The organism is Aedoeadaptatus coli, assembly GCF_900343085.1.
GTDB classification, from domain to species: Bacteria; Bacillota; Clostridia; order Tissierellales; family Peptoniphilaceae; genus Aedoeadaptatus; species Aedoeadaptatus coli.
The window spans coordinates 1-14,829 of sequence record NZ_OPYI01000021.1 but is presented as its reverse complement, the minus strand read 5'-3'; the positions used below and the strand labels follow the sequence as shown (position 1 = coordinate 14,829).

At 50.3% G+C, this 14,829-nt stretch carries 14 protein-coding genes; 2 read left to right on the top strand and 12 right to left on the bottom strand.

The genetic code is table 11. From position 1 onward, the window contains the following. The 12 genes from DG046_RS09105 to DG046_RS09050 all read right to left on the bottom strand — a co-directional run. A partial coding sequence (locus tag DG046_RS09105; protein ID WP_470207167.1) for a transposase occupies nt 1-197 on the bottom strand: 197 nt, incomplete at its 3' end. Between the two features lie 143 nt (nt 198-340). Continuing rightward, nucleotides 341-1,345 (bottom strand): electron transfer flavoprotein subunit alpha/FixB family protein, encoded by a 1,005-nt coding sequence (locus DG046_RS09100; RefSeq protein WP_108832193.1) that lies wholly within the window; start codon nt 1,343-1,345, stop codon nt 341-343. Nucleotides 1,346-1,358: 13 nt separating this feature from the next. Beyond that, nucleotides 1,359-2,153, bottom strand: coding sequence for an electron transfer flavoprotein subunit beta/FixA family protein (locus tag DG046_RS09095; RefSeq protein WP_108832192.1), 795 nt, complete (start codon nt 2,151-2,153; stop codon nt 1,359-1,361). Between the two features lie 19 nt (nt 2,154-2,172). After that, nucleotides 2,173-3,312, bottom strand: coding sequence for an acyl-CoA dehydrogenase family protein (locus DG046_RS09090; RefSeq protein ID WP_108832191.1), 1,140 nt, complete (start codon nt 3,310-3,312; stop codon nt 2,173-2,175). 281 nt (nt 3,313-3,593) lie between these two features. After that, complete coding sequence (locus DG046_RS09085) at nt 3,594-4,781, bottom strand: pyridoxal phosphate-dependent aminotransferase (protein WP_108832190.1); 1,188 nt, start codon at nt 4,779-4,781, stop codon at nt 3,594-3,596. Between the two features lie 45 nt (nt 4,782-4,826). Next, the gene (gene brnQ, locus DG046_RS09080; RefSeq protein WP_108832189.1) at nt 4,827-6,197 is read right to left on the bottom strand and encodes a branched-chain amino acid transport system II carrier protein; all 1,371 of its coding nucleotides are present in this window, start codon (nt 6,195-6,197) and stop codon (nt 4,827-4,829) included. Between the two features lie 48 nt (nt 6,198-6,245). Further along, the gene (locus tag DG046_RS09075; protein WP_108832188.1) at nt 6,246-7,235 is read right to left on the bottom strand and encodes a 2-hydroxyacid dehydrogenase; all 990 of its coding nucleotides are present in this window, start codon (nt 7,233-7,235) and stop codon (nt 6,246-6,248) included. A 109-nt stretch (nt 7,236-7,344) separates the two neighbouring features. Next, the gene (locus DG046_RS09070) at nt 7,345-8,460 is read right to left on the bottom strand and encodes a 2-hydroxyacyl-CoA dehydratase subunit D (RefSeq protein WP_108832187.1); all 1,116 of its coding nucleotides are present in this window, start codon (nt 8,458-8,460) and stop codon (nt 7,345-7,347) included. Nucleotides 8,461-8,462: 2 nt separating this feature from the next. Then, nucleotides 8,463-9,725, bottom strand: a complete 1,263-nt coding sequence (locus DG046_RS09065; protein WP_199909615.1) for a 2-hydroxyacyl-CoA dehydratase subunit D — start codon at nt 9,723-9,725, stop codon at nt 8,463-8,465. 13 nt (nt 9,726-9,738) lie between these two features. Next, nucleotides 9,739-10,524 carry an acyl-CoA dehydratase activase gene (locus DG046_RS09060; protein WP_304485927.1) on the bottom strand — a complete coding sequence of 262 codons (786 nt, stop codon included), beginning with the start codon at nt 10,522-10,524 and terminating at the stop codon, nt 9,739-9,741. A gap of 39 nt (nt 10,525-10,563) precedes the next feature. Next, nucleotides 10,564-11,805 (bottom strand): CaiB/BaiF CoA transferase family protein, encoded by a 1,242-nt coding sequence (locus DG046_RS09055; RefSeq protein ID WP_108832186.1) that lies wholly within the window; start codon nt 11,803-11,805, stop codon nt 10,564-10,566. A gap of 79 nt (nt 11,806-11,884) precedes the next feature. After that, nucleotides 11,885-12,556, bottom strand: coding sequence for a GntR family transcriptional regulator (locus DG046_RS09050; RefSeq protein WP_108832185.1), 672 nt, complete (start codon nt 12,554-12,556; stop codon nt 11,885-11,887). Between the two features lie 376 nt (nt 12,557-12,932). On the opposite strand from DG046_RS09050, the gene DG046_RS09045 reads away from it, so the two are divergent. Together DG046_RS09045 and DG046_RS09040 are read left to right on the top strand one after the other, a co-directional pair. Then, nucleotides 12,933-14,444, top strand: a complete 1,512-nt coding sequence (locus tag DG046_RS09045; protein ID WP_108832184.1) for a class I adenylate-forming enzyme family protein — start codon at nt 12,933-12,935, stop codon at nt 14,442-14,444. Nucleotides 14,445-14,632: 188 nt separating this feature from the next. After that, on the top strand, nt 14,633-14,829 hold a 197-nt coding region (locus tag DG046_RS09040), incomplete at its 3' end, for a transposase (protein WP_470207167.1).

The following is a 14,829-nucleotide window of genomic DNA, read 5'->3' as shown; positions in this document are numbered from 1 at the left end:
ACGAGTTTAATGAGAACCACGGGGTCGATGCTGGGTCGGCCGTTGTCTAGACAGTAAAGGTCTTCCACCAGGTCATAGATGAAGTCGAAGTCCACGTAACGGTCAATTTTTCGCAAAAGATGATCTGCCGGCACGAGTTGATCCAGAGCAATCATTTGAATTTGTTCTACTTTTTTCTTGTCTTCTTTGTGTAGCATGGCGGCCTCCTTTTTTCTCTATTTTACTATAATTGAGGCGAATGCTGTTTGATGACACAAAAAAAGGAAGGGTGAATCGGATGATTCTCCCTCCTTTGTCATCACTCTGAAAGCCTCCCGCGGGAGGCTTTTCCAATGATTGATTACAGTTGTTCGCTCAATTCTCTTTCTTTTTTGAGAAGTTCTTCGAGCTTCGGTACGATGGCGTTTAAGTCGCCGACGACGCCGAGATCGGCTACGTCGAAGATCGGTGCGCCTTCGTCTTTATTGACGGCGATGATCAGGTCGGATTCTTCCATACCTGCCAAGTGTTGGATGGCGCCGGAAATACCTAATGCCAGGTACAATTCGGGACGTACGGTTTTACCGGTTTGTCCGACTTGTTGGGATTTTTCGATCCAGCCGGAGTCGACAGCGGCTCTGGAGGAAGAAATTTCAGCACCCAGTTCGTGTGCCAGGCCGTCTAAGGCGTCGAAGCCTTCGGGACCGCCTAAGCCGCGACCGCCGGATACGAGGATGTTGGCTTCGGTGATGTCTTTTTTCTTGTTTTCGATTTTTAAGACTTCTTTTAAGCGAACGATGGGTTCGGCGTGGCTGAATTCGAATTTGTCTTCGATGATTTCACCATCGTCGGTCACGGATTCAACGCTGGGCATAACGCCGGGGCGTACGGTAGCCATTTGGGGACGGAAGTCTTCGCAGACGATGGTAGCCATTAAGTTACCGCCGAATGCGGGACGGGTCATGCGAAGCAATTTGCTTTCCGGGTCGATTTCCAATTTCGTACAGTCGGCGGTTAAACCGGTGTGTACGCGGGCAGCCAAGTTCGGTGCCAGGTCACGGCCGATGGAGGTTGCGCCGAAAAGGACGATTTCGGGTTCATATTTTTCGATGATTCCGTAAACCACGTCGGCATAGTCTTCGCTTAAATATTCTTTTAAGCGGGGATCTTCGACGACGACGGCTTTGTCTGCGCCGTGGCGGAAGAGGATTTCAGCTTCGCTCTTGACGTTTTCGCCGATGAGCATCCCAACAACCTTTTGACCTAAATCGTCGGCTAATTCGCGGGCTTTACCGAGAAGTTCGATACCGACTTTTTCAAGTTTGTTGTCTCTTTGTTCGATAAATACGTATATATCTTTACTCATGTTGTTCTCCCCCTTAAATGATGTATTTTTCTTTAAGTTTCGCGAGAATAGCTTGTGCGGCTTCGTCGGCGGTTAAGTCTGTAAGCAATACACCTGCGGCCTTTCCTTGTTTCGGGAAGGATTGTTTAACGCGGGTCGGAGAACCTTTCAGACCGATGTTGGACAGGTCGAGTTTGTCTTCGATGTCTTTTAAGCCCCAGACGGTAATGGGTTTTTCTTGCGCTTCGTAGATGCCGCGAATGGTCATGTAACGGGGTTGAGCACATTCAGCCAAGGTGGTGATCAATAAGGGCATGTCAGCTTCGAGGATGTGGTAGCGATCTTCGAATTGACGTTTTACGATGACCTTGCCGTCTTCAACTTTTACATCTTCCGCATAGGAAATGGCGGGGATGTTCAGGTGTCTTGCGATTTGGGGACCGACTTGTGCCGTATCGCCGTCGATGGCTTGACGACCTGCGATAACTAAATCGTAGTCGATGTGTTCGATGGCGGCGGTAATGGTGCAGGATGTAGCCCAGGTGTCGGCGCCGCCGAATGCGCGGTCGCTGACTAAGATGGCTTCGTCTGCGCCCATGGCCAAGGCTTCGCGAAGAGCATATTCAGCTTGGTTCGGGCCCATGGAAAGCGCGTAAACTTTGACGTTTTCAGGATCTTGGTCCTTAATGCGAAGAGCAACTTCCAAACCGGATAAGTCGTCCGGGTTGATGATGCTGGGGACGCCTTCACGGATCAAGGTGTTGGTCTTGGGATCCAGACGTACTTCCGTTGTGTCAGGTACTTGTTTAACACATACCACTATATTCATGATAACCTCCTGTATGCTCTTATTTCAAAAGTTGGCTGCCGATAACGAGGAGTTGAACTTCGCTGGTTCCTTCGTAAATCGACGTAATCCGTGCGTCTCTGTAAAGACGTTCGATCTTGTAGTCTTTGATGTAGCCGTAACCGCCGTGTACTTGAAGGGCGTCGTAGACGATTTCGTTGCAGGTTTCGGAGCAGAAGTATTTCGCCATGGAGCAAATCTTCGATGCGTCTTCGCCGCGGTCTTTTGCTGCAGCTGCTTCGTAAACGAGAAGTTTGGCTGCTTCTAATTTTGCGGCCATTCTTGCGATCTTGAAGCTGATGCCTTGGAATTTCGCAATGGGTTGACCGAATTGAACACGTTCTTTGGCGAATTTAACGGCTTCGTCCAAAGCGGCTTGTGCGACACCGATGGCTTGAGCGGCGATACCGATACGGCCGACGTCCAAAGTCTTCATGGCGTTGGTGAAGCCTTTGCCTTCTTGACCCAACATGTTTTCTTTGGGTACGCGGACGTTTTCAAGGACGATGTCCGAGGTGGGGCAACCGATGATACCCATTTTTTCTTCGGGCTTACCGAAGGATACGCCTTCACTCTTTAAGTCGACGATAAATGCGGTGATGCCGGCACTGCCTTTGGCCTTCATGTCGGTCTTGGCATAGATAATGCTGTAATCGGCAATGGGTGCGCCGGTAATAAAGGTCTTACGGCCGTTGATAACCCATTCGTCTCCGTCCAATACGGCGGTGGTCTTGGTGCCGCCTGCGTCGGAACCTGCGCCCGGTTCGGTTAAGCCGAAGCAGAACATGAGCTCGCCCGTGGCGATTTTGCTTAAGTATTTTTCTTTTTGTTCAGGCGTACCGCTTAATTGAATCGGCGCACCGCAAAGGGAGTTGGGGCTCGATACGAATACGGAAGCAACTGCGCTCTTCTTTGCGATTTCTTCCATAACGGTAACATATGCGACGTGGTCGCCGCCGGCGCCGCCTAATTCTCTGGGGACTTTAATGCCGAAGAATCCGGCTTCGCCCATTTTGCGGACGACGTCCATGTCTAAACAGCCGGTTTCTTCAGCTGCATCCAAGACATCATCGGTTAATTCTTGTTCAGCAAATTTAATTGCCAAATCCCGGATGAGTTTGTGCTCTTGCGTAAATTCCATGTTTTCCTCCTAATTGTTCTGCACTGTACAAACTTGTACAGCCTGCGTTTGTCGAAGTGGCAGTGACGTTTTCCCGGCCCTTGGCAGATTCCGTTTTCTGCCGAATGCCGCGTCCTTTACCAACTTAATAAGATTTGGTCACAGGGAAGGAAATGAAAACCTTCTTGTATACCAGTATACCTCATATGCATAAACATCACAAGAAAAAAAAGCAAATTTCCAGGCTTCGTTTCCGAAGCCCGGATTTGCTTTTTTTCAGGTGTGTCGTCACACCATGGTTTTTAGCGATAGTATTTGTCCATCATTTCCTTGAAGATGGGCAGGGATTTTTCGCAGGTTTCCGTATCGACACAGTAGCTCAGGCGCATGAAGGCCTTGGAGCCGAAGCCGGTGCCGGGGACGACGAGCATATCGTATTCTTTTGCGCGATCGGAGAAGGTTTCGCTGTCTCCGTCCGGGGATTTAATGAACAGGTAGAAAGCGCCTGCCGGTTTTGCTACGACATAGCCCATTTCGGTTAAGCCGTCGAATAAGAGGTCTCTGTTTTTCTTATAAACTTCAACATCGGGTTCGACGTCGACGCAGCGTTCGATGACTTTTTGCATTAAGGTCGGTGCACAGACGTAGCCCAATGCACGGCCTGCTCCGCCGATGGCGGGCATAAGGTCTTTGTCTTCAACTTTTCCGGGAACGAGGATGTAGCCGATCCGTTCGCCCGGTAAGGAGAGGGATTTCGACCAGCTGTAGCATACGACGGTGTTGTCGTAAATGCTGGGTACCCAAGCGACTTCTGCGTCGTCGACGAGAACGAGTTCGCGGTAGGGTTCGTCACTTAAGATATAGATCGGGCGACCGAATTCCTTGCTCTTCTTTTCGAGCATGGCTGCCAATTCTTCCAAAGCTTCCTTGGAGTAGATAACGCCTGCCGGGTTGTTCGGCGTGTTGATTAAGACGGCACGGGTGTTTTTCGTAATGGCCTTTTCAACATCTTCAGCGTGAAGTTGCATGTCATCGCGTGCTTCGACGAGTACCATTTTTCCGCCTTGGGATTCGATGAAGACGGTGTATTCGGGGAAGAAGGGAGCGAGAACGACGATTTCGTCGCTGGGTTCTTCGATTAAAGCTGCTAATGCAATGTTCAAGGATGCAGCGGCGCCGCAGGTCATATAAAGGTTGTCTGCGCCGTAGTCGGTGCCGTAGCGTTTGTTCAGGTTGTCAGCGATGGCTTTTCTCGTGGATTCCATCCCGTTACCTGCGGAGTAGCTGTGAACGGCTTGGGGCGTTTCGGTTTGGATGATGTCCAAAATCGCTTCTTTAACTTCCTTCGGTGCGGGAACGCTGGGGTTGCCGATGGAGAAGTTCAATACATTTTCCGGACCGACGACTTTTGCGCGTTCTGCGCCGAAGCCGGCCAATTCACGGATAACGGATTTTTGTTTACCCAAAGCGGTCATTGTTTTATTTGCCATGTAATAGCTCCTTTTCGTGTGATTTAAATAATGGGAACGGTGGATTTACGCGTTTTCAAGCGCTTTGCGTTTTTCTTCGCGGATGGCTTGTTCTCGGTAGGTGTCTTCACGGGTACCGCCGAAGCCGGTGGCTTTGCCGAGGAGGCCGCCGATTACCGCGCAGATGACGGCCGGTACGAGCCATTCGAAGGCGAAGTTGGCCAGCGGGAAGGTGTTGATTTTGTCAACGAGGCCGCCCAAGGCATTGCCGCCTTGCATTTTCGAGAACAGGTTGATGGCCTCGATGATGCCGATCGCGCCTGCACCGATGACGCCGCCGATGAAGACGCCGTTGTATTTGATTTGGAAATCAAAGATCGATGCGAGGATCAGGAAGATGACGATGGGGAAGACAGCCGTGAGTACGGGAACGGCGACGTTGATGATGCCTTCGACGCCGATTAAGGAGATGGCGAAAGCGATAACGGTAGCGACAGCAACGATGTGTTTGTATTGTAATTTGCCGTCGGTAACGTCATTGAAGAAGTTCCCGCAGGTGGAAATCAAACCGGTGGAGGTGGTGAGGCATGCCAATGCAACACCCAAACCTAAGAGGAATTTACCTACGCCGCCCAACAAGGTTTCGACGGTGCCCAGTAAGATGGCGGTACGATCCATATCCGGAGTGAACATGGAGCTGACGGTACTACCTACATAGGTGAGGGAGCCGTAAACGAGAGCCAAGCAGATAAAGGCGATGATACCGATTTGGATGCTCGCTTTAACTTGGGTCTTGTCGTCGGTGTAGCCGCGGCGGATCAAGTCGGTTAAGACGATCCCACTCATAAGGGATGCGCCGAGGGCGTCCATGGTTTGGTAACCTTCTTTAAAACTCATTTTGAAGAGTTCGGGGGTGTCGGTCGCAATGGCTGCTGCCGGCGGATTGACGATAGCCACGGCGGTAATAACCGCGAGGATGATCAACAGAGCCGGTGTAAGGAATTGGCCGATGTAGTCCAATACCTTGCCGGGGTTCAGAACCAAGTACAGGGTCAAGCCGAAGAACACGATGGATGTTACAAACGGGGGGACGCTGGGAAGGTTCGGTGCGATAAACATTTCGTGGGTCGTGGCACCGGTTCTGGGAACGGCGAAGAACGGCCCGATGATTAAGATACAGATGGCCGAGATAACAGCCGAGAATTTCCAACCGACGCGCTTTCCGAGGTCGATGGCACGTCCGCCTAAGCGCGCGGTAACGATAACGCCGAGGACGGGAAGAACCGGGTCGGAGAGAAGGAAGCCGATTGCCGCGGTAAACCAACGGTCACCGGCTTGTACGCCGAGGTACGGCGGGAAGATCATGTTGCCTGCGCCGAAGAAGATGGCGAATAGGGCAAAACCACAGACGATGATGTCTTTTCTTTTAATTTCCATAAGCACTCCTTAGCCCTTTCGGGCTTCTGTGTTTATAGCCTGATCGAATTACAGGCCGTTTACGATGTTAATGGGCTTTTCGCCTTTTTCGATTCTTGCCATGTTTTCGTAGGACCATTGGCTCATACGCATGAAAGAATCGTCCGTGGTACCGGCAATGTGGGGCGTAATGGAGAAACGTGCCATGCCGGTTTCGTTTAAGTGGAACAAGGGATCGTCAGCGGTCGGCGGTTCCGGAGCGATAACGTCCATGGCAACGTAGATCTTGCCTGCGTTTAATGCTTCGGCTACATCGGCGTTGTTCATTAAGTCGCCGCGTGCAACGTTAACGATGATGGCGTCTTGTTTCATCTTGGCGATGGCTTCTTTATTGATCATGCCGCGGGTGGAATCCAGTACGGGTACGTGGTAGGAAATGATGTCGCATTTTTCGTAGATTTCGTCGAGGCTCAGGTATTCAACGCCGTATTCCTTTTCGAAATCTTCTTGACGGAAGACGTCGTAGTAGTACATCTTGCAGCCGAAGGGTTGTAATAATTTTACTGCTTCGTGGCCGATGGCACCGAGGCCGACAAGACCGACGACGCGGGAACCCATTTCGACTTGTCCCTTTTCGGTGTATTCTTTGTAGCTTTCTTTAAAGCCTTCTGCGCCTTTTAATTTGATCTTCATGTCCGCTTCGGGCATTCTGCGAAGGCTGGTCAGCATGTGGGTAACGGCGAGCTCGGCTACGGGGCGCGCGTTGACGCCGCGGTTGTTACATACATAGATGCCTTTGGCTTTTGCAGCTTCCAAGTCGATCTTGTCGAAGCCGACGCCTAAGGATTGGATTAATTTGACGTTTTCCAATTTGTCGATGACTTCTTTTCTGAAGAAGTCGACGGGACCGCAGTGGATGACGTCTGCGTCTTTGCATTGTTCTGCTAATTCTTCGTCGGAGCAGGGAAAGTTAATGTACTTGTAGTCCCAGTCTGCCGGTCTTTCCACGCCGAATTTTTCAACGTAGTTCTTGTTACAGGTACTTCTGATTTTTAACATTGTTTCCTCCTTTAGTAGATGATGAAATAGTTTTCCTACCGTTCAGCCGAAACCCCCGCATCGGGGGTGGCTGAACAAAGTTTATATACACGGGACACCGGTATACAGCTTAGATAATGTCTGCAAATGCTTGAAGGGCCGTCTTGGCTTGTTCGAAGCTGACCATTTGTTGATCCACTTCAATCATGTTCATGGGGATGCCCGCAGCTTGCAGGTCTTTGCGGATGATCGGGAAGTCGAACTCGTCGGTGTCGCTGAACTTGGTCAAGAGGTAAACGACGCCGTTTGCGCCATGTTTCTTCACCTTGTCGGCGATAATGGAGCCTCTGAGTTTCTTTTCGTCGAAGACGAAGGTGTTGCCTTCGATATTGGCAAATACTTCGGCCAGGGCGCGAACCGGCTTGCCGGTCTTTTCTTCGGCCATGGTTTCGTATTGAGTGGATTCGTGGAGCACGTTGTCGTCGACGATGCCGAAGCCGAACTCTTCGAAGATCTTTAAGATGTCTTCCGAGTTGGCGATGATGCCGGTGGTGACGATTTTCTTGCCTTTGAATTCTTCTTCGGGCATGGCGCGAAGTGCTTCGTTAATGGCTTTTACCTTTTCCAGGTGTTCGTCCTTGGCATAGACATAGGCACTGGCGAAGACGCGGTTACGCAACAGGGGCGTCACGGTGTTTAAGTGCTTGGCAGCCAGTTCGTTGAATTCGAGCATGGCTTTTCTGTGTTCGTTGTAAAGAACGATGGCTTCTTCGATTTTTTCGTCGGCAATTTTTTCGCCGCCGATTTCTTCCAGCGCATCTTTGAGGTGCAGGAATTGTTTTTCGTTGAACTCGATGCCCGCTTCGATCTTACGGTTTTGGCCGTAGGGGATGTAGAGCATGGGCACGTCGATGGCGCGTTTCCAGTTTTGGCTGAAGCCCTTTAAACCGTCGCTTAAATTGGTAATGACCATACCGGAAAGTTTGTCCAGCTTGCCTTCCAAGCCTAAGTCCATGGTACGCAGGATCACCGATGCGTAGAATGCAGGGAAGTATTCCTTGCTCGGTCCGACTTCGCCTTTGGCGCCCCAAATGGTAACGGGGACCATGCCTGCGGCGTGGATGATTTCTTCCGGAACGACGCCCGGAGCCGAAATACCGATGACTTTCTTACCTTCGTTTACATAGCGATCGATCCCTTTCAGGGCATCAATTTCTAAGGATTGAATTAAATCTACCGCGCTCATCCTTATGCCTCCTTCGATTTCTTTTGCTTGTTCGCTTCCATAACTTCGATCAGGCCTTGGACACGGGTGTCGTATTGGGCCTCGGAGAAGTTTCTCGGGTCTGCTTGGTCACCGTCGAAGGTTGCCGTGGGAAGACCGGTCTTTTCTCTGAAGTCTCTTTCCATTTGATAGGAAATGGCACTCCATTGTTTGCAGGAGCGGTTAATGTGAACGAGCATGCCGTCGACATTGTTTTGTTCGGCGAGCTTCAGACGCATATCCAGGGAGCGTTCGTAGCTGATGGCGTTGGGGGTGCCGCAGTAAGCTTGCATTAATTCGTTGGTGTTGTCATAGACGTAACCGAATGCATCGGCATAAACCGTACCGACGACGTTAACGCCTTGGCCTTGAAGGCCTTTGTAGGTGTGGCGCAGGTGCGGCCAGCAGGCGATGCCTTCGAAGATGATGCGGTATTTTTCTTCGCCCTTGAAGCCGGAGACGCCGTCTTTGACTTTTTGGTCGAATTCTTCTGCCAAGCGTTCGAAAGCGATGGCGGATTCCAATTTACCTCTTGCACAAACGGCAACGGCCATGTGGTTGAAAATGTCGAAACCGCTGAAGGGCGAGGGGGTGTACTTGGAATAGGACGTGGCGTCGAGCCATCCTCTACCGGTTCTGGCGGAGATTTCCATGACTTCTTCGAATTTTTCTTGGTCCCATTTCTTGCCGGAAATTTCTTCCAGTTGTTTAATGGCGACGTCGAATTGGCCCTTTAAATAAGCGACGCGATCTTCGCCGGCTTCGTATTCGTTGTTGTAGGGTACGTCGATCATGATGAAGGGAATATCCAATTCTCTTGCCAGGTTTTCGTACCATTTGATCATGCAGTTGCAGATGTTGTTGCAGCAAGCGACAAAGTCGGGTTGCGGCATGTTGAGTTCGGGAATGTCCGTTTCTTCGGTGTAGGCCATGGAGATTCTGGCGTAAGCACAGATATCGTTGGAATAACCGTCATCTTCGGCGACATTACACATGCGTTCCCCGCCGCCTTTGGCTGCAACAGCTGCTGCGTGGTTTTCCGGATAAACGACCTTAATGCCTAAGGTTTCCAGAATTTCTTGGGGGAAGTTCGATGCACACCAACCCACCGGTTCGCCGGCGGCCTTGGCTTCTGCCGCTTCCTTGTAGCCGTTGCCGGCGATCATGGCGATCATTTTTGCCGGCGGAACGTCTTTATACTGCTCTCTGATTTGCGCTTCTCTTTCTTTTAACGATTCTTTAGACATACTCCATCCTTCCTTATTTCTGTTGTTGACATGCTTCATAGGCATAGAGGGCGGCGCCGAACGCACCGGCCAGTTGTGAATCCTCTGAAACTTTAATTTCGCAGTCCAATTCGTTTTCCAATGCGCGTACGATGCCGGGATTTCTCGATACGCCGCCGGTCATGACCACGGGTTGTTTTAAACCGACCCGTCGTGCCAAGCCTGCAACTTTCGTCGCCACGGAGGCGTGAATCCCGCGAACGATGTTGGGAATGGGATTGTCTTTTGCCAGGGCGGAAATGACTTCCGATTCCGCAAAAACCGTGCAGGTGGAACTGATCGACGCTTTGCCTGTGGCTTCGGCATCGAGCTTTCCTAAATCGTCGATGTGCACGTCTAAAACCCGGGCCATGACTTCCAAAAAGCGGCCGGTTCCCGCGGCACATTTGTCGTTCATGAGGAAGTTTTGCAACATTCCGTCGCGAACGGCCAGGGCCTTAATGTCTTGGCCGCCGATGTCCACAATGGTGCCTATGTCGCCGAACAGGAAGACGCCGCCTTTGGCGTGGCAAGACAACTCGCTCATGGTCTTGTCCGCGCCCTTAAAGGAATTGCGTCCGTAACCTGTGGCTACGATGTAGTCGATATCTTCTTTTCCGAGGTTTGTCTCGGCGACCAGCTTGTCGATGACTTGTTGCGCCCCGCTGGTGCCTGCGCCTAAACTTACCACTTCTTTTGCCAAGACATCTTTTCCGTTCTTCAAAATAACGGCTTTTGAAGAGGTGGAACCGATGTCGATGCCCATGGTTATAATATCCACTTTCCCATCCTTCTATTTTCTCAGTGTCTTTCGACTAACTTATTTGTCCCATTCGTAAGCAATTTTGCTGTCGATGAGCTCTTTGATCTTGGCGTCGTCGTAACCCAGTTCTTTTAAGACTTCAACGGTGTGTTCGCCGATGAGGGGGCCTTTTTCGTAAGGCGTTTTGCCCATTTCGTGGTAGCGAACCGGTTGGTTAACGAGAATGCGTTCGCCGCTGGGGTATTCCATCTTGCGGAAGCAGTCGTTGGCCCATGCTTGTTCGTCTTCCAGGAGTTCTTCCCAGTTCTTTGCCAATGCGAAGGGAATGTCCGCTTCAACTAAGATTTCATTCCATTCGGCAATGGTCTTGGTTTCGAAGCGTTCCATAATGGCGTCGTAAAGTTTCGGTCCCAAGCCGTTTTCGATTAAGTGTTGTACGGGGAAGTACTTGTCTTTTTCTTCGCCTAAGAATTCCGTGAGGCCCAATGCCGTCATGAAGCGTTCGAAATAGGTATTGTAGTCGGGCATACAGGTTTGTACGAAACGACCTTCTTTACTCTTCCAGCAAGCCAGGAAGGGGTTCGGGGAATTGCGAATGTCGATGGGGTATTTTTCGCCGTAGTCGGTGTATTGTGCTGCTTGAACCATCATACCCATGTTGAAGATGGCGGTTTCGAACAAGCTGGTTTCAACCTTTTCGCCCTTGCCCGTCATTTTTGCGTGATACAGAGCGGCCAGGATACCGGCTGCCAAGTTCATGCCGACGTTGTGGTCGCCGACGCCGGGTACGACGTTCATGGGGACATCGGATTTTTGTCTCAATGTTTCCAAATAACCGCCGCGTGCGAAGAAAGAGGTGAAGTCGAAGCCGGGGAGGTTTTTGTCCGGACCGTATTCGCCGTAGCCGGTGCAGATACCGTAAACGAGCTTCGGATATCTTTCCTTTAAGGTTTCGTAATCCAAACCGGATTTAACCAAAGCTTTGGTACGCCAGTTGGTAATTAAGATATCGGCTTCGTCCAATAACTTGAAGAGGATTTCTTTCCCTTCTTCCGTACGGGTGTCGATGGAGAGGCAGCGTTTGTTGCCGTTTTCCAATTCCCAGGTGGTGTTTTCGTGCATATCTAAGGGTCTGCCTTCAGAAGGGGCAGTGTAGCGAAGGGGGTCGCCGTTTTTTTGTTCGATTTTAACGACGTCTGCGCCTAAGTCTGCTAAGAACCGACCGGTCGTTGCCGCTGCAATAAAGGTTGCCAGTTCAACAACCTTTACACCTTCTAAAAGTTTTCTGCTTTCTGTCATCTGATCCTTCCTTTCAAGTCCTTCGGGACTAACATCCCCATAACCTTGACAAAACTACTACTTAACAATCTTAACGATCCTAAACCTTTTCAAAGTAACTTGAAAATTTCGGATCGCTGAGAACCAATTCGTGGACCGTGTTGATGTGCAGGTCCGTGGCATCCAGCGCATCGTTTAAATCCCGCGCTTCGATGGCCCTTAAAATGCGTTCGTGTTGATCCACCAAGATGGACAAAGACACGCCGCTGTCTACGTAAATATTGCGCCAACGGGCAATATGAAGAAGGTGATCGTCCAGCAAATGCAGCACGTCTTGCGAGTCGTTGGCTGCTAAAATATAGTTGTGAAATTCTTCGTCCAGGAGGCGGAAACGCTCGACGTATTTTGTTTCATTACAAAATTGCCGCTGTTCCTCTAAATTTGCCTCCATTTTCCCGTAGATATTTGACTTATCTATGGGACATTTCATAAACCCGCGCAACACTTCCTTTTCAACTGCCGCCCGTATAAACAGGGCTTTGCGTATGTAAACCGGATTGACCAGGCTTACGTAGGTGCCGCGTTGCGGGTAAACGACTAAAAATTTTAATTGTACCAGGCGCGCAAATGCGCTTCGGACCACCGACCGTGACACATCGAATCTGCGGCTGATAGCGTTTTCGCTAATACCCATACCCGGATAGAGCGTCAAGTCGATAATCTGATGCAAGAGCGCCTGATACAGGGTATCCGAGTTGGTCCTGCTTTCCATATACGTCTCCTTCTTGTCTACTAGTCTACTATGTCATAAAAACAATTGCAAGTTGTTTTTAGAATGCACAATAATCTGATTCCTATATTCGAATCTATTTTAGCACACTTCCCAAAGGCGGTAGTTAAGCTATTTCTCTTTCCCGTATTTTCCCGATGCGATTCCGAAAACGGCGGGCAATTTTTGAAATAGTTTTCCCATTCAAACGGCAAAAAATTCTTTCTAAAGGATTTTTCGCGGCATTTATCTGCTTTTTTCGATTTTTTCTCTTGATAAAAATTTCATTTGTAGTAAAGTAGTTCTTGTATACTAGTATTCATAGCCCGCGAGGCATATAAAGATAACGCTTTCTGTTGCGAAAACGTAGGAGGTCGCCATGGACTATAACAAGACCCTCGGGTACATGCCCTTTTTATGGAATGACATGTATCCCGATCACGTCGCCATTATACATAAGGAGAAGGAGTACACGTACAGGGATTTACACGATATCTCCCTGTCTTTCGCCGCGTACTTCGCCACCTCCGGCGTGAAGCGCGGCGATCACGTGCTTATTATGGGTGAAAATTCGGCGGACTGGATCTTCACTTTTTTCGGTTTGCAAATGCTCGGTGCCGTTGCCGTGCCGGTGAACCCTTCCTTTACGACCTCCGAAATCGCGCAAATTATGGACATCGTCGGTGCCGATACCGTGGTAACCAACGGCCAGCAGGATTACGCCCAACACATTCGCGATCTCTACAAGGTCAACAAGAATTTCCACGTGCTCTACGGTAGCGAAGGCCACCGCTTCTCCCACTTACTGAGCCTGGAACTTGTCGACGATCCCACGGAGGTGGCCTGCATTCTTCTCACCTCCGGCACCACCGGCGTGCCCAAGGGGGTGCAGCTCACCCACAGAAATCTCATTTCCAATGCAGACACCATGGTGAAGGTCGTCGGTTGGGACGAAACGGACCGCTTCTTGCTCTGCGTGCCCATGTTCCACTGCTTCGGCCTCACGGCCACGGCCTTGACCGCCTTTATGTGCGGAGGCACCGCGGTGATCTTGGACAATGTGAAATCCTTCAATCAACTGGCCGCCATCGGTCGCTACAAGATCACGGTCTTTAACGGCGTGCCCACCCTCTTTATCGTCGACATGCGCCACAACAATCTGGAAGACTACGATCTCTCTTCCTTAAAGAGCGGCATTATCGCCGGCGCGCCTTTGACGCCGCGGGAATATGAAATCATTAAATCGGCCTTCGGCTTTGAGCATTTGATTCAGTCCTACGGCCAAACGGAAACCTCCCCGGCGGTGACCCTGGTGCGTCCGGACGAAAGCGAAGCCATTGCATCCTCCAGCGTCGGCACCCCCATCGACGGCGTGGAAGTGGCCATTGTGGACAACAATCGCAAGGAGCTTCCCCCGAATTACCCCGGCAATATTTTCGTTCGCGGCATCAATGTTATGACAGGCTACATTAACGGCAAGCATCGCTACACGGAAAAGGACTGGCTCTGCACCGGCGACGTGGGCTACAAGGACGAAGAGGGACGCCTGTATATCTCCGGCCGGACCAAAGACATTATTATTCGCGGCGGCGAAAATATTTCCGCCATCGAAATCGAAAATGTGGTCAAGGAATTGGACTTCATCGATCAGGCCCGGGTGCTGGCGACGAAGGACGAGTTTATGGGCGAAGAGGCCTGCCTCCACGTGTCCTTCTTGGAAGACATGGACGAAGACAAGGCCAAGGACATGATTCGCAACTACATCCACCACAAGCTCGTGAAGTACAAAGTGCCCAAGTACATTATGGTTCACGATGCCCTACCGGCGAACGGCACGGGAAAAATCGACGACAAAGCCCTCATGGCTTTTATGAAAGAACATCTGAAATAGGATCGACCGCTTCGGCGGTCTTTTTTATTGCGCAAATGGACGAGTTTCGCCCACAAAAAAAGGACGGTTTCCCGTCCTCAGAGTGATGACAAAGGGAGGGAGAATCATCCGATTCACCCTTCCTTTTTTTGTGTCATCAAACAGCATTCGCCTCAATTATAGTAAAATAGAGAAAAAAGGAGGCCGCCATGCTACACAAAGAAGACAAGAAAAAAGTAGAACAAATTCAAATGATTGCTCTGGACCAACTCGTGCCGGCAGATCATCTTTTGCGAAAAATTGACCGTTACGTGGACTTCGACTTCATCTATGACCTGGTGGAAGACCTTTACTGTCTAGACAACGGCCGACCCAGCATCGACCCCGTGGTTCTCATTAAACTCGT